The organism is Nocardia altamirensis NBRC 108246, from assembly GCF_001612685.1.
Lineage (GTDB): Bacteria > Actinomycetota > Actinomycetes > Mycobacteriales > Mycobacteriaceae > Nocardia > Nocardia altamirensis.
Genome location: NZ_BDAY01000011.1, coordinates 174179 through 197254 on the forward strand (window position 1 = coordinate 174179; position 23076 = coordinate 197254).

Below are 23076 nucleotides of genomic sequence, written 5' to 3' on the forward strand. Positions count from 1 at the left end.
CTCAGCCATGTCCCGGTCGCGGGGTCTGTATCTACTGGGCCGAGTCGGTGGCGGCGGCGACCGCGGCGACCAGGCCGAGGGCGACCGCACCGAGGAGTACGACGGCCGAGATGATCTTGAGAACCTTCATCACAACGCTCCAATCAGTCCGTATCGAATGAGGAACTGCGCCGCGACGTTGCGGCACCGGTACTTCAGCGATCCTGGCGAAGCAGGCATGCCGTGGTCGAGGCGCATGCGCGAGAGCATTCGGGCCGCGGGGCCGGTGAATGTCCGGACGTGACACTACAACGTCGACACCGAAAACCTTGGGACCCAGTCCGTCTCAGCCGGTGCTCGGCGACCTGTCCACTGACTGAGACGACCTTGGGCAGATGCATGAACTCGAGGCCGATCTCCTGAGAGATCGCCCAGTGACGCGGATCGTTTCAGGTGGCAACGTCACAGAGCGTGACTAATGCGGCACGGCGTCCCGGACGGTCGGATAAACAGCGTAAACGGGAACGAAATCACCGACGAAATGGTTGGGCGGCAACGGTTGTGCTGACAGTCGCAGCCGCCGGTCTGGTGCCGCCCGGAGTGGCAACGGCGGACGTGCCGCCGACCTCGGTAGCGACCGATCGGCAGGAGGAGCAGCTCGCGACTCGTGACGGAATCGCGGTGTCCTACGTGAGTTTCCGGCTGCCACTGCCCGCGAACGCGGCACCGCATCCGGAATCCTGTGATCGCGCAGGCTTCCTGCGGTATCGGCCGGTCGGCGGGCCGGAGAACTCCAGCGACGCGGACGCGGTGGTCGTGCAGCAGCAGGGATTGGGCGGCGGCGCCGTCAATTCCGAAGGCGTCGCGGGCAATACCGTGCGCTCGGCGAAATCACTCGGCCGCAACATCGAATTCTGGTCGCTGGCCCGGCGTGGCGCGTGCTTGGATGAGACAGTCGGGTTCGACTACGCGCTGCGCACCGGCAACTACTTGGACGCCGTCGACTACTACTTCAACGGCATGCCCATCGACGGCCGCACCTTCCCCGGGATCAAGGCCTCGCAGGACCTGCCGCTGCTCGACTCGTTCGGCGTCGAGCGGGTGATCCGCGACCAGTACGAGATCATGCTGCACGAAATGCCGGATCAGGCGCTGCGGCAACGCAAATACATCTGCACCGGGATCTCGATGGGCGGGATGGTCACCGGGTTCTTCTCCGACTGGGACTTCGACGGCAACCCGGCCACGCAGGCCGACGCGGGATTCAACCAGTGCGCCGCCTACGCCGCCCAGGATTCGATGGTGTCCTCGGACCCGGCCGCAATCCAGAACACGCCGTTCTTCCGCGATGTCACCGAGGCCCTGACCGGGCCGACCAACCACGTGCTCAAGGCCGGCTTCGACAGCGGGGTGCTGCCGATGCGCACCTTCGGCCCGATCCCGGTGATCGGCACCAAGGCGTTCCTGCTCTACCGATTGGCCGGTCTCGCTGCGCATCTCGCACCCGACGAGGAAAGCCAGCTGCTGGCGCACATTCACGATCCGGAGGTCGAGTCGACGCTGACCACCATGTTCGGTCAGAGCTGGGCGGCGGTGGCCAGTGGTGGGGCGAACGGTGAGGGCACGATCCGGGATTACCGGTTCACCAATGCCGCGCTGCTCGGCACGTTCATCGACAACAATTCCGGTAACTTCGCGCTGCTCCAGCAGGGTGTCGGCGCGCTGTCGGGCGGTCCGGTGGCGGAGAAGACCTTCCCGAATCATGGTGGTCTGACGCAGGTTCCGGTGCTCGGCAACTACCTGCGGATGAGCGCGGGCCCGCAGACGCGGGTCGCGCCGACCGATCGCACCGCGCTCTACACCTGGCGCAACTACAACGACGTGGTCGGTGTGCCGTGGACCGCGCCGAGCCGCGAGGTGGCCGACATCCACGAGGTGGCACGGCAACTCGGCACCGGCGCGCCGACGGCGTACTGGGAGACCTACTTTCCGCTGCGGATGGTCATCGACCTCGGTGCCGGCATGGGCGGTGCACGCAGCGGTGACATGGTGAATCTGCGCTACCACAACATGAGTCGGACCAAGCCGAACTTCGTCGCCTACGCGGGCGACAGCGTCGTCCAATACGGTGTCGGCACATGGATTCCGACGCCGCCCACTGCGCAGATCGAGCAGCTGCCCGGCTACACCCACGTCGACACGATCGGCGCTGCGGCCGTGCAGAACAACGGAAAGCCTGATTACAGTGGTCAATACCTGGCCGAGTTCATTCGCAGCCTGACCTGACCGGCCTGGGCGGCGGTGGGCAGGCCGCCGCCCAGGTTTCGGTTATCCGAGTACTTCGCGCAGCCGCACGGCGAAAGCCGCCGGGTCGTCCACGAATCCGACGTGCCCGCCGGGGAACATCGTGGGATAGCCGTCGAGCTGAGCGGTCAGCGCACGCACACTGCGATCGCAGAACTGGTCGGCGGAGTCGTCGCCGAGGCCGATCAGCAGGCGCGCGGGCGTTGCGCGCAGTACCGCGAGATCCGGTGCGAACGTGTTGGTTCCGCGGATCTCGTGCGCGAACCAGAAGGCGTCACTGGCGAGGTCCGCCGGATCGCGGTCGCCGCCGAACATCTGCTCGAGCACCGGCTCCGGCAGCGGGATATTGGCGATGGCGAAGAACTTCCGCCAGGTGCCGAGCACATCCCCGGATGCGTAGGTGGCGACGAGATCGGCTGTGCCCGCGTTCAATTCGTCGATGTTGTCGAACACCGTGTGCAGCGGGGGTTCGTGCGCGATCGCGGTGGTGACGAGGTCGGGCCTGGCCTGCACCAGGGCGAGTGTGGTCACCGCGCCGCCGCTGGAGCCGAAGACCGCCGCGGGTCCGGCATCGAGGTGGGTGATGAGCCGCGCCAGGTCGTCGGCGCGCAGCTGCGGCGTGGAGTCCTGGCCGGGGTCGTCGAGCACGCTGCCGTGGTGGCCGCGCGGGTCCGTGGTGAGCACGGTGTAGTCGGTCGCGAGCAACTCGGCCAGCGGCGCGAAGGCCGCGGCGGCCATCGGCGCGCCGACCAGTACGACCAGCGGTCCGCTGCCGCGCACTTCGTAGTACAGCCGGGCGCCGGGTACGTCGAGCGTGTGTGCCGCGACGGACGAGATCTGAGTCATGGTTCTCCTCGGAGTAAAGCGTGTCCGCACTGTCGACGGCGGCTGCGCTCGGAACTCATCGCTACCTGGCGGATTCGTGCGCGACTTGCCAAAGCTAATATCTCTAGTTTATAAACTAGTAGTCCTAGTTTTGGAGGGAACCATGATGGCACGGGCTGGACTCACCGTCGAGCGCATCACGCGCACCGCGGCCGATCTCGCGGACGAGATCGGCTTCGACAACGTCACCATGTCCGGACTGGCGAAGACCTTCGGCGTCAAGGACGCCAGTCTCTACTCGCACGTCAAGAACCTCCAGGAGCTGCGCGCTCGGGTCGCGATGCTGGCCGCGGTCGAGAAGACCGACCTGATCGCCGACGCCGTCGCGGGCCGGGCCGGGCGCGACGCCTTGGCCGCGTTCGCGCACGCGTGGCGGGACTACGCGCTGAAATATCCGGGCCGATATGCCGCGACCCAGTCGCCCATGCCACCCGGACTGGCCGACGCCAACCCCGGCGCGCTGCGCGCCATCGAACTCACCTACGCCATGCTGCGCGCCTACGGCCTGACCGAACCGGACCTCACCGACGCGGTTCGCTTGCTGCGCAGCACCTTTCACGGCTACACCGCGCTCGAGGCGAGCGGCGGCTTCGGCGACTCCCGCGACACAGCGGTCTCCTGGGAAAGCGTCATCGACGCCCTGCACGTCGCACTCGAGCGGTGGCCGTCTCGCGAGCACAAGGAAACGACATGAGATCCGACTATCTGAAGGTGCCCGGCGCGACCCTCTACTACGAGGTCCGCGGCAGCGGGCCGGTCTTACTGCTCCTGCCCGGCAGCGGCGGCGATGCGGGCGTCTTCGATCCACTCGCCGCGATTCTCGCCGAGCATTTCACGGTCGTCACGGCAGATCCGCGCGGCTACTCCCGCAGTGCGCTCGACGGCGATCCGGTCGATCAGCAAGTCGAGGTGCTGCGTGACGATGCTTATCGACTGCTCGAAACACTCACGCCCGCAGGGGAAGACGCCTACGTCTTCGGCGGAAGCGGTGGCGCGGTGGTTGCCCTCGACCTGCTTGCCAGGCACCCCGAACGACTGCGGCTGGTCGTCGCCCACGAACCGCCGAGCTTCGCGGTGCTCCCGGATGCCGCCGCGCACAAGGCATTCGTCGACGAGGTGTATGCGCTGTTCCGCACCGAAGGCGTCGCTGCGGCGGGCGCCCGGTTCGTCGACGGTATCGGCGGCACCATGCGGCCCATGCCCGACCCGGCCGAATTGCCGCCGCGCGCAGCCGAGATGGTGCGTCGCCTGTTCGCCAACGCGGCGCCGATGATGGCGCACGAACTGCGCCCGATCACCTCGTATGTCCCCGACCTGACTGCACTGGCCCGCGTCGCCGACCGCCTGGTGCTCGGTGCCGGGCGGGAAAGTCGCGGTCACCTCCCCTACCGGCCCGCGGCCGCAATGGCCGAACAGCTCGGCATTGCCCTCACCGAATTCCCCGGCGGGCACAGCGGATTCACCGACCAGCCCGCCGAATGCGCAGCGCTGCTGCTCGACCTGTTGGCTGCCGCGCGAACGCTTACTTGACCAGTGTCGTAACCGGTTCCATCTCCAACCGCCGCAACAACTCCAGCCCGGACCCGCGTACGCACCGGGCCGATCGCGTACGGCACCAGTGATCGCGCCTCCTACTTCACCTGCGCCGCAGCCGGTTCCGTGCGCCGCCACTGCGGGATCGACAAGTAGGTCGCCGCACGCAGCACCCATTCGACCGGGCCGTACTTGTGGGTGCGCAACCACCAGCTACTCAGCGCGAGTTGCGCGGCGTAGGTGAGCAGCGCGATGCCGATGACACCTGCGGGCGGGACCTTGTCGACCAGAGCGAAGCCGTAGCCGGTGTAGACCACCATGAGCACGATCGACTGGCCGATATAGTTCGTGGCCGCCATTCGGCCTGCCGGAGCGAGTTTTTCGACGAACCGTGCGGTGCGTGGCGATCGGGTCAGGCAGATGATGCCCGCGATGTAAGCGGCGGTCATCAACGGGTTGACCAGTTCTTGCACGCCGGCCCAGAAGACCGGGCGGTCGAGCCAGTTCATCGAGTGCGCGAAGGTGACCGCAGAAACCGGAAGGCCGATCACCAGACCACCGGTCAGGACGCGAGGCGCCCAGCGCCCCAGCGTGTCTCGGTCGGTGAACAGTTCACGCTTGCCTGCCGCCATGCCGATCAGGAACATGCCCAGGCTGGTCACGCCCTGGGTGAACCAGATCAACGCCATGAACCCTGGCGCCAACGCCAGCTGATTGGCGAACGTATCGCCGAAACCGCCGGTGTATCCGCTGTGCATGTCGTTGAAGTCGAAGAACTTGCCGAATGCCGCGAGGTCGTTGCCGTCGCCGGGAATGAAGAGCCAAACGGACCACACCGCGTACAGCACAATGCCGGTGATCACCGCGGTCCGCGGCCGCAGCTTCTTCAGCGTGATCAGGATCAGGCAGAGGAACGCGTACAGCGTGAGGATGTCGCCGACCCACAGCAGGAACACGTGCGCGAGCCCGATCGCCAGCAGCGCGGCGCAGCGGCGCAGCAGCCTCGCGTTCGCCGAGGCGCCTGCTCGCTGCGCCGCCGCGATCTGCAAGGTGAACGAGTATCCGAACAGGAACGCGAACAGCAGATAGAACCGGCCGGCGAACAGGGCGTCGACGATTCCTTGCACCGCGTTGTCGACCGGGCCGTCGAACCGCAGCTGCGGATCGTCGTTCGCGCCGGTGAACGACCACAGCGTGGTCGCGACGATGACATTGGTGATGAGGATGCCGAACAGCGCGAACCCGCGCAGGGTGTCGACCTCCGCGATCCGTCGGCCCGATGCGAGGGTGGGGGCTGCGGCTCCGGTCATATCGCTGACCGTAATGTCCGCATAGTGAGCACCGCGTCCCTCGACGGAACGATGACCGGGGTGATCCGGCGAACTCGCGACAGCGACCTGCGGCGTATTGACAATCGACCCGAGGTCGATCAGGTCAGGTCGGCGACCTCCAGATAGATCTGCCGCTCGATGCCGATGTCGGCGAGGAAGCCGGCGGCGGCCGGGGTCGACGGGAACGCCGCGACCGCGAGTTCCCCTGCGCGCAAACGTATCCCGGTGAACTCGCGCGGGCCGAGGATGATCGGCTGTGCGTGCTGGAATTCGGTGGGCGCTGCGCCGTCAGGCAGCGGCTCGCCGAGCATGTCGGTCACCGTGCCCGGGATGAGGCGGGCCGCGACGATCTGCTCGAAACTGGGTTTGCTGCTGATGTGGTGCGCGAGGTACATCCGGTCGGACCGTCCGAAACACAGGTGGGTCAGCATCGCGTTGCGGTGGTCACGGTCGGCGGCGAGCTCGGCGAAGTAGACGACCCGGCGCACCGTGGCGACCACATCGTTGGCGACCGGGATGCCGCCGCGTTCCCGCCTGCCACGGATCAACGTGCCACGGAAGGACGTGCGCGGATGCGCGCCTGCCGGGTCCAGCTCCGCGATCGGGAATTCCTCGGGCTCGAAGGTGTGCACCTCGGTAAAACCGACCCGTCGGTCCGCTCCGAGCGCCCTGCCGCCACGCTCGTCGAAGTCGACGGCGAGCAGCACCTGAAAGTTGTGTGGGGCGTCGAACGACGGCCGATACGACAGATAGCAGTCGAGACCGGTACCGAAAACGACCATGCCGCGCGTACCTGCACTCGCTGCCATCGCAGACCGATGGTGCCCAGGCGCACGAATATGTATTGCGCTCATGAAAGCTCCTTTCACGCCACCCTCAGGCTGGCAAGAAATTCCGCAACTGCCATGAGTGCCCCACTACTCGAATCCCGTGCCACCCCTACTCGCGTGCGCCGGGCGAAACGTTGACCGCCCCGTACCCACCTGCGTTCGATGCTCGTGGCCGGATCAGGCCACCCATCAGGATGGCCGGATCAAGGGAGGTGCGGCGCCATCGGTTCGTAGAACAGTGGCTGTGGCGGCAAGTACGCGGTGAAGTCACCCCGAGAAGGAACCCACGATGTACGACCAAACCACCTATCCCCGACCACCTTCCGGGCATGGACCGCGAAGCTCCCGCTGGGCCGTGGCGCTACTGACGCTGCTGACCTGCCTCAGCTTCGGAGCCATCGCGTACGCCACCACACCGGCTCCCACCGTGCTCGGCCTCGGCTTTGCCGCCGAACAGTCGTCAACGGCAGGGCCGGCGGATGGGCCGAACTGCCTCGGCCCCGACGTAGGCCCACCGCCGGCCCGCCCCCAAACGGATCCGCCGCCCACCGTTTCCAAGAGCGACCCACCGCCATGCAATCTCCACGCCGGGCCCGTTTGCCGCGACGACAGCAGAGAAGGATCCATCGAACCTCGCCGCTTGATGAGCGTGACTTGCCTCGACCCGACCACCTGCCCGCCACCCCAGGTCACAGTTCACCGGCCCACGCATTGCACCGATCCGACTAGTTGCCCACCACCGCCCCGCGCCGCGACTCACCGGCCCAGCGCGCACTGCACCGATCCGACCACTTGCCCGCCACCACCCGTGGTCGCCCAGTTCACCAGGGGTGATGAACCGAAGTGCGTGCTCGGCGCGCCGAATGGGGGTATCTGCCCGCCGCCGCCCGGGAAATTCGAGGTGTCGGTATAGGCCAGTCCGTCCTGCGTGGACCGCGCGACGGGCATCGACGCGGAGGCAAGGACGGCTCGGATCCGGACTCGTTCCGTTGGTCCGCACTGGTTCTGGGCGTCCAGAAGGGGTGCGGAATTCGGAGCTGAGGCGGGGCAGGCCTCGTTTGCCCGCCTCAGGGATAGCAGCGATCCCGAAACGTGGGATCGAAGGGATGGTTGCGCGCCGAGTGGGAACTGGTGGCGGGGGCTTCTCGGGCGATGCCGCCACCAGTTCCCAGTGATCAACCGACCAACTCCAGAACGGGCGCGGCATCCTCCGGCTGGTCGGCGACGGCCCGGAGGTGCGCGCACCTCGGAAGTTCGTGCGCGGCAGCGTCGTCCCGTCGACGTGATCCGCTGCTGCAGCTATGTAATCAGTTGTGCGGGCACCAGATGCGGCCCCGGCACGCTATCCCTGCTCCTCCGCCGCGAGCAGTTCATCCTTTCTGCGGGCCCATTCGGCAAGCAGGACATCGGTTTCCGCATCGAAATCGGCCCTGTCCTGTTCCGGCCAGAACTCGTCGTCGATGTCCAGATCTCGTGACTTGATGAACTCGTCGAAGTGCGTCCCGAACGCGATGCTGCGTTGCTTGACGAACTCCTGATATGCCTCGCTGCCAGCGATCCTCACTGCAACCACCGCACCCCGTGCCAGCGGGCGCCACGCAGTATCCGTTCGCCGATGCCGACCTCCACCGGAGCGTCGGTGACGAGCCTTGTCAGTTCCAACGGCGACGGCCAGCCGATCGATGGGCCGTTGAAGCGGTCGATCAGATTGGTGAGCTGTTCCCGATCGGCGGGAGCGAGATCCGGGTCATGGCTGACCTCGCGAATTCGGTCGACCATATTCTGGCGATTTTCGAGCAACCAGTCAGGGCGGGTGTTGTCCCAGTCGAAACCGGCTTTCGCCCAAGCCCATCCGCCGTCCTGCAAGCCCGCCTCCAACGTGATGGCCGATACGCCAGAGCGCCGGTAATAGTTCAGCATCTCCTCGAACAATTCCGTCGAGAAACCTCGCCCGCGCACGTCTTCGATCAATTCCTGCCAATCATGTCGCGCGATCAGGTCCCCGTCGGGATCGATAATGAAGGTGCGTTCCACGTGGCCGGCATGGTTGCCATGGCCATCCTCGACCGAACCGTAGATGTTGATGAATCGCTCGCCGTCATAGGGATTGACAGAACTATCCGCAAGGTTGACCCGCAGTTGTAACCGTTGACCATGCTCATCCGGTCGGCCGTACTCGCCGTCGAGCCAGCGCTGCAGATGCTCCAGGATCACGTGATTATCCTCGTCGAACAGCTCGCGCATCGGCGGCATCGTAGCGACATCATCTGGTGCACGGACCGGCTCGGCGGTGTCGTCGGCATCGATGTCGTTGTCCCCGTTGGGATTGCCGTTGTTGCTGTCCGGTTCGTCCGGTGGGCTCGGCGGTTTCGCCGGTGGCTCGTCCGGTGGGTTGGGCGGGGCGTCGGGAGTCGGATCAGCGTCAGGGTCTGGCTCGTCTGGTGGGTTCGGCGGTTTTGCTGGTGGTTCGTCGGGTGGGTTCGGCGGTCCGGCGGGAGTGGGGTCGGCGTCGGGGGGCGGCTCCTCCGGGGTGGTCTTGGCGCCGCCGCCGTCTGAGGCGTCTGGGCCCGGGTCGTTGTCGGGGCCGCCGTTGTCGTTGGTGCTGCCACCATTGTCGTCGTCGTTGCCGCTGTCGTCGCGGTCGCCTCGTTTGTCGGTGCCCTTGCCCTGGTCGGGCTCGGCATCGATGTCGGTGCCTTCGGTCTCTTTCGGGCCGCTGGGCTCATGCGGATTCACCGACGGATCGTCGAGCGGTTTGATGAGCAGCAGGCCTTGGTCGATGGCCTCTTCCTCCGTGAACAGCCCCATCGCCGGATGCTTCACGCCAGGAACCGCATTGGGGTCGTCGGGCTCTCCGTCGGGAAGGCGGAAGATGTCTTCGTCCCTCGTCGCCGCGAGGTCGAGGTCGGTGTCCTCGGGATAGTCGTCGAAGGAGTCGTAGGTGCGCCCGGTGTGGTGCGACATTCCGGTCTGCCTGCTGCCCCACACGACGACGGGCGTATCTTCGTCCGCCACAAACTTTTTCAGTGCGTCGAGCATCTCCGGCGAGATGCCGGGGCCTGGGGTGCCGACGACCTCGACACCCATGTCCTCGTCGATGGTGCGCGGCACCTCCGGCTGGTCGGAATCGGCGGAATCGTCGTCGTCGTGGTTGTCGCCGCGGTCTTCCGGATCTTCGGACGGATCGCGGGGAGGTTTGTTCGGGGGTTCGTCCGGTGGGTTCGGCGGGCCGCCTGCCTCCGGCGTCGCGTCCGGCGCTGGCTCGTCCACTTTCGCCTTTGCCGATGGTGAAATATCCGAGCTGCCAGGTGTTTTGGGGCCGTTGTGGGTGGCGAGGGTTTCGGGTGTCGGGAACTTGGGGTCGACGAGGATGGTGGGTTCCTCGACTCGGGGTGGTTTGCCGAGCAGGTCGGAGTCACCGAGACGAGGTGGGCCTTCGGGGCGGGTCCGGGCGGTCGGCGGGGACTCCGGTGTGTGTTCGGGGGTCGGCGATGTCGGGGTCGACGTGTCGTCGGTGGGGCGTTGCGTCGTACATTCCCTGGGGATAAGGCCGAGGGGGTCCGCCCAGGTGATCGGGTTGTGTGGGTAGGTGCGTGGGTTGGGAGAAGCGTTGAGGCCCAGTGGGTCTGGGGTGAGATAGTGGCCGGTCGTCGGGTCGTAGGTGCGGTGAAGGTTGTAGTGCAGACCGGTTTCGGGGTCGTGGAGCTGGCCCGGGTATCGCAGGGGGCTGGTGGTGTGGCCGGTCCAGGTGGTGGTGCCCCACAGGGTGGTCGATGCGGTGGCGACGGTAGCGGTGGTGATCGGGTCGACGAGTTCGGTGGGGGTGCCGACCAGGTCGGTGACGATGGCGTAGGTGGTGTGGTCACCGTTGCCGGTGGCGCTGGACTGGATGAGCGGGATGGGCGAATTAGGTTGGTATTGCCAGCGGGTAGTGGTTTCGGCCGTGGTTTGTTCGATGACGTGGGTGCCGTCCCAGGTGTAGTCGGTGCGTGCGAGTACGGTTTCGTCGGTGGCCAGGAGCTGTTTGGTGGTGCGGCGGCCGAGCGCGTCGTAGGTGTAGTGCCACCATTCGCGGGTGGGGGTCCAGACATCGATGAGTTGGTCGAAACCGTTGTAGCGGTAGTACCAGGCGGCGGGTGTGCCGGAGTCGTCGATGGTGGTCTTGCGGATCAGCCGGGCGGCTTCGTCGTAGCTGTAGTGGGTATTGCCGTCGCGGATGAGCAAGTTGGCGCGGTATTCGCGATGCTGCGGGGCGCGACGTACCGGTGTCTCGAACGTTGTTGCGCTGGAAGGTCGTAGAGCGGCGGACTTCGCGTCCTTGGGCGGTAGTGCGGTGTGTTCGGCGACCGCGCTGGTGACGTTGCCGATCGCGTCATAGGTGAACGTCTCGGCAAGTGTCCCGTTCTCGGTGATTCCCTCGGCGCGGCCGAGTGGATCGAGGGTAAATGCGCGGTAGGTGGTATCGCCGCCGGGTCGGACGATGTGCTGACCTGTGGGGTATCCGTCTGGGCGCCAGGAGTATTCGTCGTGCCGGACCGGCCGGGGTGCGGGACGGCGTGCGGGCCCATCGAGGGCGAGTAGCTCGGCGGGGAAGGCGGTGACTTCCTGACGGGCGAGATAGCCGCCCGCGGTGCGCGTGTGGGTGATGGCGAGCTCACCGATTCGCCAGGCGGTCAGTTGCCCGGCAAGATCGCGCTGGAAGGCGATGTCGTGTCCATCGGCGGACAGCCCTGCGGCGCGGCCGAAAATATCCCAGCGCCACGTGGTTTCGGCGCCGGTCGGGGTGCGCCGGTGCGTGCGGTTGCCGTTGGCGTCGTAGTCGCAGAACAGCGGCGGCTGATCATCGAGTTGCTGAGAAATCAGCCGTCCGGCGACGTCGTAGCCGAATTCGAGAGTATGCGTGGGCCTTTCCTGATGACCGGAGATCGCGGTGGTGATTCGACCCGCCACGTCGTAGGTGTAGCGCAGCCAGTCTCCGGTGTCGGCGGCCACCTCGATGAGCCGCCCGAGGTCGTCATAACTGTGCCGTCGCTTGCTGCCCGCTGCTGTGGTAACCGTGCGCAGCAAGCCCGCCGCATCGTGCACGTACCGGGTAGTGGTGCCCGAGTAGTCGGTTTCGGCGATGAGCCTGCCCGCCAGATCGTAGCGATAGGACCAGGTTTGGCCGAGGGGGTTGGCCACCGCGATCAACCGACGCAGGGTGTCCCACTCGAAAAGGGTGACCGCGCCGGTCGGGTCGGTGCGGGAGATCGGGAGGTCGAAGGCGCCGTAGTCGAAAGTGGTTGTGCCACCGGCACGATCACGGTGCGTGCGCAGGTTGCCTTCGCCGTCGTAGGACCAGGATTCGGCGTGGCCGTGCGGGTCGATCCGCTCGAGCAGCTGCCCCTCCGGCGACCATCGGTAGCGGGTGACCGCACCGGTCGGGTCGGTCACCTGGACCGGCCTGCCGAAACCGTCCCGCTCGATTCGGGTGACCGCATCGGCCTCAGTCATGGTCAGCGGCAAGCCAGCCGCGTCCACGGTCGTCCGCCGGTGGGCACCGTTCGCCGACACCACCGCGGCAACGGCGCCGCCAGGATGATAGGTGTACTCGGTGCGGGCGCCGCTGGGATCGACAGCGGCCGAGAGGTTTCCGTCGCTGTCCCATTCGCGCCGCCACACCGCGCCATCGGCGTCGGTGATCCGGTCCGGGCGGTGGCGCCAGTGATAGGTCAGTTCGACCGAGCGGCCGTCGGGGCGGGTCACTGTCGTGACGTCGCCGTCCGGCGAGTAGACGTACTGCGTGGTCCGGTCGTCCGGGCCGGTGACCGCCAGCGGCTTGCGGTCGTTGTTGTAGTCGATGCTGGTATGCCCGTCCAGGTCGCGTAGCCGCAGGTCGCGGTCGAAACCGTAACTGGTCACCGCACCGTCCGCATCGGTCACCCGAGTGAAATGCCCACTGCCGTCCTCGAATTCGAGATACTCGAAATCGGTGTCGAGGACTCCCCCTGTCCCGCGCTGGGCGATGACGCGACCCGCGTCGTCGTAGACGTTGAGCATCTGGTTGGCGTTGGAATCGGTCCACGTCACCAGGCGATGCGCCGTGTCGTAGGTGTATCGGGTCGTCGCGCCGACCCCGTTGGTGACCGAAACCAGCGCGCCGTCGCGATACCCAAATATCCGCAGCGGCGTGACGGTTTCGGCGCCGTCCTGCTCGACGCTCGCCAGGTGCAATCCGACGACCCGGCCCGCCGCTGACTCGACCAGCACCCGATAACCGCCCGAATGCGATACCTCGACCGGCACCCCGTCGGCGTTGTAGTGGAACCGGATGCGGTTGTGATGCATGTCGGTGATCGCCGAGATCGCGTAGTTGCCGAGTGCCTCGTCGAGGCCGGCCATTTCGGGCTCGGCAGCGAAGTGCCAGAACAACTCTCGCTCGGTGTCCGCGACCCGGTAGCCGCCGGTCTCGGTTCTGGTCAGCCACCAGCGGCGGATGCTGCTGATCGGCGCCACGGCCGACCCGATGTCCGGGTGCGGGTAGGCGATCATGATGCCGCCCTCGCCGATGAACGTGACACCGGCCTCCTCGACCACCAAGCGCAGGTCGAGCGTTGTCGACCACGACGGACCGAACCAGCGCCCGTATCGGTAGTCGGAACGATGTGTTCGATGCAGCGCCAACTCGAGGATGCCGGGCAGCGCGACATCGGTCTCCGGCAGCAGAAACGCACCGGTCGCGATGTCGACCGGATCGTCCGACTTGCAGATCTCGGACGGCTGGCGATCGGCTTTCGGCCCTGCGTCTTTCGCGTCGGCGTGCGCGCCGTGATCCTGGGGTGCGTGCTCCCGCGGCCCTGGATGGTGGTCGGAACTCGGATCATGTTGCGGGTGTGCGGGTTCCGTGTTGGGCCGCTCATCGATCCGGCCTGGCTGGGCTGCCGGGTCACCGCGATGGGCGGGAGGGGTTGACGGGTCACCGCGATGGGTGGGAGCGGTCGACGGGTCACCGCGATGGGTGAGAGCGGTCGACGGATCTCCGCGATGGGTGAGAGCGGTCGACGGATCTCCGTGCCGCCCTGGGGTGTGCGGCGCGTCCTGGCGGCTGGCGAGGTCGAGATCGGTGCGCACTGGACCTGGTGTCCCCGCACGTCCTGGCACCTCCCCTGGGCCGCCGCGCACGGGAGGTGGTGTGGCATCGCCGCGCGGCTTCGGGACCGACAGGTCGGGCGCGGGACGGACCGGTGCGGTGGGATGGCCCGGCGCGGGATCCGGATTGGTTCGCGGGATGGAAGTGGGTGATTCGGGGCGGTGCGGGATCGCGTCCGGGCGGGACTGTGGTGCGCCGAGGTCGCCGCGCGGACTCGGCGCCGAGTGGGCAGCCGCGGTGTTGGGCGGCAACGCGGTGGGTGACGGTGTGCCCCCGTCGGGGCGCGTTGCCGGAGCCTCCGGACGCGACTCCACATCTGACGAGGAGGATCGAGGACTCGGACTTTCTGGATCTGGTTGCAGGTCCGGCGAATCGGGCCGCGTCGCCGGAGTCTCCGGAGATTTCGGCGGTTGTGGTGCATTCGCTCCGTCTCGTGGCGTGGTCGGTGAATCCGGCCGCGTCTCCGGGGATTTCGGTGCGTCCGCTCCGTCGCGTGGCGTGGTCGTCGGCGAATCCGGCCGCGTCTCCGGGGATTTCGGTGCGTCCGCTCCGTCGCGTGGCGTGGTCGTCGGCGAATCCGGCCGCGTCTCCGGGGACTTCGGTGATTCCGGTGCGTTCGCCCCATCCCGCGGCGCGGTCGTCGGTGAATCCTCCCGGGGCGCACGAGGGGCCGACTCGTCGGGCCGGGCCGGTGGGGCATCGCCATCGGGCCGTAGCGTGGTTGTCGGCGAATCCTCCCCTGGCGCACGGGTGGTCGGCTCGTCACTTCTGGCAGGTGGGGCATCGCCATCGGGCCGAGCAGCGGGCGACTCGGGCTGCGGATGCGTGCGAGGTGTCGGTTCATCTCGCGGCGCGGAGGCCGGTGACTCACTTCGCGTCGTCGGCGCATCTGGTTCCGCAGCAGGTGATGGGCTCGGGTCCTGCCGTGTCGGCGGTGGATCCGGTTCCGTAGTGCGCGACGGGGTCGGGTCCTGCCGAGTCGGCGGAGGGTCCGGTTCCGCGAGACGTGGCGGTGGATTCGGGTCGGTGCGGGTCGGCGGCGGGTCCGGTTCGACGGCGCGCGCAGGTGGTGGCGGATCGTGGCGAGGTGGTGGTCCCGAATTGTCCGGCGGGTGACCACCGGGGCCTGCGGGACCCGTCTCAGGGGTGTGGCGTGGTTGCGGTTCGGGAGACGCGTGCGGTCCTGCGCCGTCGTCGGTCGGGTTGGTGCGTTCCGGATGATGTTGTGGCGGTTCGCTCTGCGGCCCTGCGTGCGGCGCCTGCGGCTGCTCTCGCGTCGGGGACGGCCCGGCTCCCTGCTCCGGACGCGGTCCACTCTCCGGACGCGGCCCGCTGTGCGGATCCCCGGCCCGGTGTGGGGCGCCGGAATCGGTGCGCGCGGGCGGCTGGTCACCGCCGGGGCTCGGCGTGTGGCGGGCGGGCGGCGCCGATTCATTCGGCGGGCGCCAGGGTTCCGGGTGACCCACCGGCTGCGGACGTGGCGGTTCGAGGCGCGGCGGCTCGGGCAGGTGCCCGCCTGGCAGATGCGGACGCCGCAGCGCCAGTTTGCTGAGCAACTTCGGCGCCAAACTGCCACCGCCAGTGGGGACGGAGGTGACCAGATCCGCGCCGAGCGAGCCGATGAACTCGAAGGGGTTCTTGCGTGCGTCGGACAGCAGCGCCTTTACCGTCGCGCCGGGATCGGCGACGGCAACCACCGCTCCGGTCCCGAGATTGGCCAGGTTCTCCATGTACTTGGCGGGATGGGTCAGGTTGTAGGGATCGGTCGGGTTGAGCTGCCTGGCGAGCCCGACCATCCCGGACAAGCCGTTCAAGAACCCGCCCCACATCTCCAGCTGACCCATCTGATACGCATTGAAGCCGTCGCCGATGTTGTCGATCCACCGCGCGGTGAACGGCGGCGTCTTCGGCGCCTGTGCCGCAGCGGCTTTCACCGCACCGGCGGCCTCGCTCGCCGCGTTGTCTCTGGCAACCCTGGCGGACCGCAGGATCTCGCGCGCTTCCTTGCGGATCGATGTCCAGGTGTCGGTGAGTGGTGTCGCGGCCTGCTGCTCGCCGGTCAGCCCGTTCCACCAGTTCTTGCGCGCTCGCTCCTCTCGGTCGGCCTGTTCCCATTTCGCAATGGCCTCACGGGCTTTGGCCTGTGCGGTGGTGACGGCACGGGACCAGGCGTCCATGGCGTCGGCGGCCTTACGCATCGCGTCGGCGCCGTCCCACCACAGTTTGGGTTGCTTGTCGTACACCTCATCGAAGGCCCGGGCACCGTCGCCGGTCCAGCCCGAGGTGTCGATGGTGCGCAGCGCGTCACCGGTCGAGCCGATCCCGGTTCCCATGGTGCGCAACGTCCGGGCCGCGCTGGTGATCTTCGGCGGTTCGCCGCGAACCAGTTCCTTCGGATCCGTCGTCTCACCGAGTTCACGCTCGTCGACGGATCCGCCGGTCGCCGAGGCGATATCATCGCCGAGGTCGTCGAGAGTCTCGGCGGCACTGTCCATTCCGAGGAATCGAGCACCGTCGGCCGCGGTGTCGAGTACGTCGTCCGCACGCTGCCCGGTCCACTCGGCGCCGCGCTCGAATGCCCTTTCGAAGACACCGCCGAACCGATCGAAGGTGTCCCGCCACCCCACCGCCGCTACTCTCCGCCCGCAGGCTGCTGCACCGGCTGCTGAGTGTTGGCGTCCTGCATGATCTTCGCCGCTCGCTGCGCCTCGCCGGTGTTCCATCCGGGGGTCGGCCCGCCCGCGAGCGCGGCGGGGCCGACGAACTGGGGCAGGCCGACCACACCGATGTTCGCCAGGGCTTTCGGCCCGACCGCCTGGATCACCTTCAGGTTCGTGCGTCCGCTGTTCTGCATCTGTTCGAACGACTTTCGGCTGTAGTCCGGGTGCATCACGTGATTGGCCCAGTTGTCACTGAAGGTGGCCGACCACGAGCGCTTGCCCGCATCTTCTTTGGACAGTTGCGGATTGCCGATGATGTCGGTCCACATCTTCTTGAAGGTGTTCGAGGCGATCTGCTCCATCTGGTGGTACCGGCCAGCGGACAGATCGAGCGTTGCCGCGATCCCGTTGGCCGCCTGCACCAATGACCGCACGCCCCACGACCACCGTTCGCAGAAATCCTCGAAAGACGTCTGCACCGTTTGTTTTCCGGCTTCCATCGACGAGAGGGTCAGCAACGCGAACCCGCGACCGACTGAGGCGGTAGCGCCGATCCCGAGCTTGCCCAGTTCGCCGGTGATCGAATTGATGCCGTCCGCAGCTTGTTTCAGGACCTTCGGATCCACCTGCAGTTTGTCGCCCACCGCTACTCCTCCTCGAGCTCCGGCGGGAACGCCATCGGCGCGGCACCCGCGATGTCGACGAGCACGCCGGTCGGCTCGGCCTGCCGGTGGACGAACTTGTCGAGCAGCCGACGGCCGAAGATGCTGTGGTACCGGTACTCTCGGCCCGCCTGTACGCCTGCGGCCCGGACGAACGCCGCGTATTCCTCGGGGGTGGTGAACACGTAGAGCCAGTCGATGCCGCCGAGCCGATGCGTCGACACCCGGTCGTCCTCGGTCAGCGGGACCAGCACCGCGGACCGGCGGAATGCGGAGAGCAGGGCGCCGGGCTGTCCGAAGCCTTGGTAGAACGCGGCGATCTCCGCTCGGAGTTCCGCGCTGTCCCCGTCGCCGACCGGCACCGCAAATCTCCTGTCCGCCAACTGGTTTGGAATGTTCACACAGTTCGATGGTATGGAGAACATGCCTGTTCTCAACCCCCTCGTTCACGGGGCTTTCGGTGTCGCGGCAGGCGACAGAGCATCGACTCCGCCGATAATCGGCCCACGACGTGCGCACAGCAGCGCAAATTGCTAACTCAAACGCGGTGACTGCGAGCGAAATTGAGCACTTTGCTCTGCACGCGAGGGGCACAGTATGACGGCGCGGAGCCATCGCGCATATGGCAAACCAATGCCACGAAAACGGCCGCTGCCAGTACCGATCAGCGGCGCGATCGGCCGCGCAGACCTCCGCAACGGTCGCGCTGACCAGAACCCGAGTACGCCTCGCAGGAGTAGTCGCGCACGCCCCAGAGACCCCTACTGTTGGCCGATCATGGCGCGAAGGTCGGGGAGGTTGCCGATGCGTTGGGAGGTAGGGCGGCTCGGCGCGGCAGTTTGAGGCGAGCCGGTGGCTCGCAGGCGGGCGCGGATCTCGGCAGGAGTCTTACGCGCGCCCGCGGCGACGCTCATACCCTGATAGCTGGCGACCGCGCCGGTGACAATCGGGGATGCGCTCGAGGTGCCACTGAAGGTGTCGGTGTACCAGAGGTCTTCGTCGGCGCCGCCCTGCAGGTCGCCGTAGCCGGTGGTGGTCACCTCGCGGCCCCACCCCTGAGCGTCGACGCGGGAACCGAAGTTGGAGAAGGACAGTCGGGAGCGACCAGGCCCGTGGTCGTGGCCGTGCACGCCTTGCGGCGGGGCGCCTGCGCCGACGATGATCGCGCCGGAGTCGGCGGGGCCACCGCGGAAGGGGTTGCGCCACGAGGACGGGAAGTCGGCGGGGCGGGTGTTGTAGAGGGCAGCGTCGAGGTCTTCGGCGCCGTTGCCCGCCGCTTCGACCACGACGACACCGCGGCCGATCGCGTAGCGGATGGCCGCCAGATCGTCGGGCCACCATTCGATCGCGATGAAGCCGAGCTGGTCCGGGCGGCTCGCGTAGTCGAATCGCGGTCCGGGACGGTGCAGTTCGAGCAAGATGACATCGCCTGCACTGAGCACGTCGGCCGCGCTGCGGATGGCGGCGGAGGTGCCGGAACCGAAGATCGATATCGCCCTGATGACGGCGTCGGGTGCGATGCCGGTGATGCCGAACGCGTTGCTGTCGCCACTGATCTCGCCTGCGACGGCGGTGCCGTGGTTGCGCCAGCCCAGGTCCGGTGACGGCGAACCACCGATGACACCGCCTTGGTTGGCCTGCAGGTCTTCGTGGGTGAAGCGCCACGCCCCCTCGATGTCGATCACGCGAACTCCGGTGCCGAGCCCGCCCGCGACGGTCCATGCCCAGCGCGCGTCGATGCCCTGCGGCGCCGGATCCAGGTAGACCTGGCGCGCTTCGAAATTCGGGGTGACCGGCGGGGCGTCGACACTGGACGCGTACGTGACGCTGTCGGGCGCGATCGGCCGCGCGACGTCCGGAGTCACGCGATCGGCATATGTGATGTCCGATGAGATCGGCGCCGCGGCGTCAGGCGCGATCGGCGGTTCGGCGGGCGGCTTGACGTACGCGGCATCGACCGCATCGTCCGCGCGCAGCCGGGCAGCGAGCGCCGCGAGGTCCCCGGTGACACCGCGGACGGCGAAATACTTCAAATACTCCGCGCCGCTGGACTCGTCCGGCGTACCGGCGAGCCGGCGCGGCAGCCGATTGGCGGGACCGAAGATGCGGACGAGGGCACCACCAGGTGGGAGCAGCGCGGTCAAGCGCGACTCGATGCCGCGACTCTCGTCCATGGCGGTCGGGGTGAGCGCCGCAGCCGCGCCGTCGGCGACCACGATGAGCTCGGCAGGCGATCGGAGCGCAGCGTACGGAGATGCCATGGGTTCCAGTGAACCCGGTGTGCAGGCTGGTCGCGGGCGTTATGCGCCACGAGATTTCCGCGGCTGCACACCGGCATCGACTGCACCGAACGCATCGCCCCTACCCGAGGCGCGGCAAAGCCCGCGTGCGGCACAACCGAGCCGAGACGCTGTCACGCTGTCCACCGCCGGGGTGGACAGCGATCAGTGCAACCGAGCCGGACGCATCCGCAGTCGAGCAGCGCCGGGCAGATCCACGACACCGGGCCGCACACCCGCGACGCTGAGCACCTCCATCGCTCCGATGAGGATCAGGAACAGTCCGACCACCAGGCCGAGCGCGTCGATCGAATCGAACGGCAGCACGCCGACCACGATGCCGAGCCCCAAGGTCGCCAAGCCGAACACTTCTTGCCGCCCGCTGCCTGCCAGACCGTCCGCCCACGCCGCGACCGTCGCATGACAGATCCCGCGAATCGACCAGGCCAATCCGATCCAGAACGACAGCAGCAAAGCCGAATTGCCGCCGCTGAAACACAGCACGGACAGCAACACCGACAGCAGACCGCTCACGAACACCAGGAGCCGCAACGCCGGGGCGAATCGCGCGGCCAGGGCAACAGCTATCTGCAATCCGCCGGCAAGCAGCAGGTAGATACCGAACAACAGCTCCGCGGTCGGTATCGACTTGTGTGGCCATATCGCTATGACCACACCCAAAATCATCGAGCAGGCACCGGCCACCACTATTGCTTGCCGGGCACTGCCCGCCAGTGGTTCCGTACGCCCTTCGAGCTCGTCTTCGGGCATAGCAACATGATATGGCCGAGCCATCCGGTTAACCGCGTGTTTGCTTTCACACGGTGTGGCGACGAGGCACATGTCGAATGCAATTCGGCGATATCCGGGCACCCGGCCGAGCCGACCGCGTGTCCACGCAACATCGGCAAACTCGAATTCGGATTGCCCACCTGTTGCCGGTATATTCGTCGCGGCCTTTGTATTTCCGGAACCGGATTATTCGCCTGCGGTGACCTATCCGTGCATTTCGGTGCCGAGGAAGGGGTGGACTTCCACCTTGCACGCGGTGATGGTGGCCGCGACAGGTTGCGGCGCCGAGGCGTTCGGCAGGGTGACGCGAAGCCCGGTATAGGTCGGGCATGGGTTGCCTTCTTGATCGACGGCGATGCCTTCGACTGTCGCCCACGCCGCTTCCGGCACGCCGCCGTTGAGTACGACCGCTGGTGGAGTGTCGCGGTCGGCGGGCAATCCACCGAGGTAGCCGCGCGGAGTGTGCTCGGCGCGAAGGGTTGGCCCGCCGTCGACCACCTCGACCTCCGGGTAACCCCACACCGCGCACGCCGCGGCGCCTGGGGCGAGCCCGAGATTCACCTGCACACCTCGATGCGTCGCGCCGGGCGATACCTCGGTCGTGCTGAGCACGACTTGTCCTGGCGCGCACAGCGGTATCGGGTCGTTGGCCGTCGGCGGTGCCGGGTTGGCCGTCGATGATGCGGGCCCGGTGGTCGGCGATGCCGGGTTGGCCGTCGGTGATGCGGGGTTGGCCTTCGGCGATGCTGGGACGGTGGTCGGTGGACTGCTCGTGCAGCCGACTACGCCGAGAAGCGTGGCGCACACCAGGATTCGCGCGGACCGTGCGAGCCGCTCGGTCATGGCGTTCACGTCCTTCCTTGCCGGAGTAGGCCATCCCCACCGCACCGTTCGTGCGCCGTTCCCTCCGACCAGACCATGGTGGCAGACCGAGCGCCTCGTGGTCAGCGCCTGCGCGGAACTACCCCGCCGAGATCTCGCCGATGGTCAGGAACACGCCGCGGGCCGTGCCACCGTCGGGCAACCGCCACGGGGCCGTCACGTGACCGGTCCGCGCCGGAGCCGAGCCTGCGCGCAGGATCCGCTCGACCCGAACGAGCCGGTCACCGACCGTGATGTCGGTGCTGGTCGGCCCGTCCGTCGCCGACGCCGATTCGGCTGCGCCGCCCACGATCTCGTCGGCGGCGACCGCCACCGACTGGTCCACCGCGCCGCTGTCGTGCTGTGCCTGCGGCTGTACCTTTCCGGCGAGCAGCGCAAGAATCTGCGCCACCACCACCGGATCACGAGTGCCGTCATAGAACCAGCGCTTCCCGAGCACACCGTGCATCGCGGTGCCGACCAACGCCTCCTCGGCCCCCGCCAGTGCCGCCCCGCGATAGGCGAACGGGACCTGATAGGTCACCGGCTGCTCCCCCGAAGTGTCCTGCACGACAATGAATTCGATGCCGACCTCGCCTTCCGGATCATCGAGACGAAACCCGCCGACCCGCCGCACCACCGGCTGCCCGGCACCCTGGTACCACGCCCGCGTCGGCAACCAGGCCGTCAGCAGCTCGTCCTTGCTGGGAACAATGGTGGTCTGGTGAATCACTGCCATCGGTGCCTCCTCGCCCGTACCCGACCCGCCCGAGCCGGTGCCGCCGGACGCCGCCCGTCGGCATCCAGCCCGAGCCTAGTTGGCGAGCTGAGCCCGCAGATTCAGCCGCCCACCTTGCCGGACATGTCGTACTGCTGGTAGATCTGCGCGGCGTTCTCCGGCGTGACCCGGGTGGTCGACAGCACCTGCTTCTTGTCCACCGGTTGCTTGCGCAGCAGCTTCACCAGCGTGTCCACCGCCTGCTCGGCACCGGTCGGGTACACGAACGTCGTCAGCAGCTGGCCGTTCTGCACGGCACGGATACCACCGGACGGAATCGCGAGCCCGTCGACGCCGATGATCTGAATCGCCCCGGCCTTGCCTGCACCCTGAATGGCGAGCTGAGCGCCGAGCGCCATGTCGTCGTTGTGCGCGTAGACCAGGTCGATCTTGTCGCCCTTGGACAGCCACTGCTGCATCACCGTGGTGGCATTGGCCTTGAGCCACTTGGCTTCCTGGTCCTCGATGATGGTGATGTTCTTGCCTGCGATCGCGTCCCGGAAGCCTTTGTCGCGGTCGATCTGCGGCTGCGAGGACAGAATGCCGCGCAGTTCGACGACGTTGCCGCCGTTGGGCAGCGCCTGAACCGCCGCTTCCCCGGCGAGCTTGCCGATGACGTAGTTGTCGCCGCCGATGAACGAGTCGTAGCACTCGGTGTTGACGCTGCGGTCGAGGATGATGACCGGGATCTTCGCGTCACACGCCTGCTGCACCGCTGCGGTGAGCGGCGCCGGTTCGTTGGGGGAAACGATGAGCGCGTTCACCTTCTGCTGAATGAACGCCTGCACCTGGCTGACCTGCGTCGCGCTGTCCTGGTGCGCGTCGGTGATGGGCAGCAGTTTGACATCGGAGTGCTGCTTCATGAAGTACTGCAGCTGCAGATTGAGCTGGGCCCGGTAGGGCTCGGCATTGTTGGATTGCGAATAGCCGATGACGAACTGCCCGCCATCGGAGGGACTCGGCGCGTCGGACGCGCAGCCCGCGGCGGCCACTGCCGTCGTGCACAGCGCTGCGGCCGTGAGAGCAAAGCGACGAAGGGACGGCATGTTTCAC

General features: G+C 67.3%; 15 protein-coding genes. 3 read left to right on the forward strand and 12 right to left on the reverse strand.

Going from position 1 to position 23076, the window contains the following annotated elements; translation table 11 throughout:
* Positions 1–540: 540 nt before the first annotated feature.
* Entirely contained in the window at positions 541–2265 is a 1725-nt protein-coding gene (locus tag NA11_RS08175) for a hypothetical protein (RefSeq protein ID WP_069161151.1), read from the forward strand.
* Between the two features lie 42 nt (positions 2266–2307).
* On the opposite strand, the gene NA11_RS08180 is transcribed toward NA11_RS08175, so the two are convergent.
* Positions 2308–3129 (reverse strand): alpha/beta fold hydrolase, encoded by an 822-nt coding sequence (locus NA11_RS08180; RefSeq protein WP_069161152.1) that lies wholly within the window; start codon positions 3127–3129, stop codon positions 2308–2310.
* 142 nt (positions 3130–3271) lie between these two features.
* Between NA11_RS08180 and NA11_RS08185 the strand changes: the two genes are divergently transcribed.
* Complete coding sequence (locus tag NA11_RS08185; RefSeq protein WP_369691118.1) at positions 3272–3862, forward strand: TetR/AcrR family transcriptional regulator; 591 nt, start codon at positions 3272–3274, stop codon at positions 3860–3862.
* Positions 3859–4698: an alpha/beta fold hydrolase gene (locus NA11_RS08190; protein WP_069161154.1), complete on the forward strand. Its 840-nt coding sequence runs from the start codon at positions 3859–3861 to the stop codon at positions 4696–4698. The genes NA11_RS08185 and NA11_RS08190 overlap by 4 nt, the downstream gene beginning before the upstream one ends.
* Before the next feature lie 101 nt (positions 4699–4799).
* Here the strand turns inward: NA11_RS08190 and NA11_RS08195 are convergent, their stop codons facing one another.
* From NA11_RS08195 to NA11_RS08250, 11 genes are all read right to left on the reverse strand, one after another.
* Positions 4800–6011, reverse strand: a complete 1212-nt coding sequence (locus NA11_RS08195) for a DUF418 domain-containing protein (RefSeq protein ID WP_069161155.1) — start codon at positions 6009–6011, stop codon at positions 4800–4802.
* A gap of 119 nt (positions 6012–6130) precedes the next feature.
* Positions 6131–6886 carry a hypothetical protein gene (locus NA11_RS08200; protein ID WP_141717473.1) on the reverse strand — a complete coding sequence of 252 codons (756 nt, stop codon included), beginning with the start codon at positions 6884–6886 and terminating at the stop codon, positions 6131–6133.
* 1318 nt (positions 6887–8204) lie between these two features.
* On the reverse strand, positions 8205–8426 hold the full coding sequence (locus NA11_RS08210; RefSeq protein ID WP_069161158.1) for a hypothetical protein: 222 nt from the start codon (positions 8424–8426) through the stop codon (positions 8205–8207).
* Positions 8423–16618, reverse strand: coding sequence for a putative T7SS-secreted protein (locus NA11_RS08215; RefSeq protein ID WP_069161159.1), 8196 nt, complete (start codon positions 16616–16618; stop codon positions 8423–8425). The genes NA11_RS08210 and NA11_RS08215 overlap by 4 nt, the downstream gene beginning before the upstream one ends.
* A gap of 5 nt (positions 16619–16623) precedes the next feature.
* Positions 16624–17295 (reverse strand): hypothetical protein, encoded by a 672-nt coding sequence (locus tag NA11_RS08220; RefSeq protein ID WP_069161160.1) that lies wholly within the window; start codon positions 17293–17295, stop codon positions 16624–16626.
* Between the two features lie 2 nt (positions 17296–17297).
* Entirely contained in the window at positions 17298–17714 is a 417-nt protein-coding gene (locus NA11_RS08225) for a hypothetical protein (RefSeq protein WP_245745773.1), read from the reverse strand.
* Between the two features lie 360 nt (positions 17715–18074).
* Positions 18075–19574 carry a S8 family peptidase gene (locus tag NA11_RS08230; protein WP_084654341.1) on the reverse strand — a complete coding sequence of 500 codons (1500 nt, stop codon included), beginning with the start codon at positions 19572–19574 and terminating at the stop codon, positions 18075–18077.
* 183 nt (positions 19575–19757) lie between these two features.
* Positions 19758–20363: a DUF308 domain-containing protein gene (locus tag NA11_RS08235; RefSeq protein WP_069161162.1), complete on the reverse strand. Its 606-nt coding sequence runs from the start codon at positions 20361–20363 to the stop codon at positions 19758–19760.
* A 225-nt stretch (positions 20364–20588) separates the two neighbouring features.
* Entirely contained in the window at positions 20589–21227 is a 639-nt protein-coding gene (locus NA11_RS08240) for a DUF4232 domain-containing protein (RefSeq protein ID WP_245745780.1), read from the reverse strand.
* A 118-nt stretch (positions 21228–21345) separates the two neighbouring features.
* Positions 21346–21984 carry a maltokinase N-terminal cap-like domain-containing protein gene (locus NA11_RS08245; protein WP_069161163.1) on the reverse strand — a complete coding sequence of 213 codons (639 nt, stop codon included), beginning with the start codon at positions 21982–21984 and terminating at the stop codon, positions 21346–21348.
* Between the two features lie 101 nt (positions 21985–22085).
* Positions 22086–23069, reverse strand: a complete 984-nt coding sequence (locus NA11_RS08250) for a substrate-binding domain-containing protein (protein ID WP_069161164.1) — start codon at positions 23067–23069, stop codon at positions 22086–22088.
* Positions 23070–23076 lie beyond the last annotated feature (7 nt).

Coding starts and splice junctions, on each gene's coding strand:
- NA11_RS08180 (WP_069161152.1), bottom strand. CDS start 3,129: ATGACTCAGATCTCGTCCGTCGCGGCACACACGCTCGACGTACCCGGC.
- NA11_RS08185 (WP_369691118.1), top strand. CDS start 3,272: ATGATGGCACGGGCTGGACTCACCGTCGAGCGCATCACGCGCACCGCG.
- NA11_RS08190 (WP_069161154.1), top strand. CDS start 3,859: ATGAGATCCGACTATCTGAAGGTGCCCGGCGCGACCCTCTACTACGAG.
- NA11_RS08195 (WP_069161155.1), bottom strand. CDS start 6,011: ATGACCGGAGCCGCAGCCCCCACCCTCGCATCGGGCCGACGGATCGCG.
- NA11_RS08200 (WP_141717473.1), bottom strand. CDS start 6,886: ATGAGCGCAATACATATTCGTGCGCCTGGGCACCATCGGTCTGCGATG.
- NA11_RS08230 (WP_084654341.1), bottom strand. CDS start 19,574: ATGGCATCTCCGTACGCTGCGCTCCGATCGCCTGCCGAGCTCATCGTG.
- NA11_RS08235 (WP_069161162.1), bottom strand. CDS start 20,363: ATGCCCGAAGACGAGCTCGAAGGGCGTACGGAACCACTGGCGGGCAGT.
- NA11_RS08240 (WP_245745780.1), bottom strand. CDS start 21,227: ATGACCGAGCGGCTCGCACGGTCCGCGCGAATCCTGGTGTGCGCCACG.
- NA11_RS08245 (WP_069161163.1), bottom strand. CDS start 21,984: ATGGCAGTGATTCACCAGACCACCATTGTTCCCAGCAAGGACGAGCTG.
- NA11_RS08250 (WP_069161164.1), bottom strand. CDS start 23,069: ATGCCGTCCCTTCGTCGCTTTGCTCTCACGGCCGCAGCGCTGTGCACG.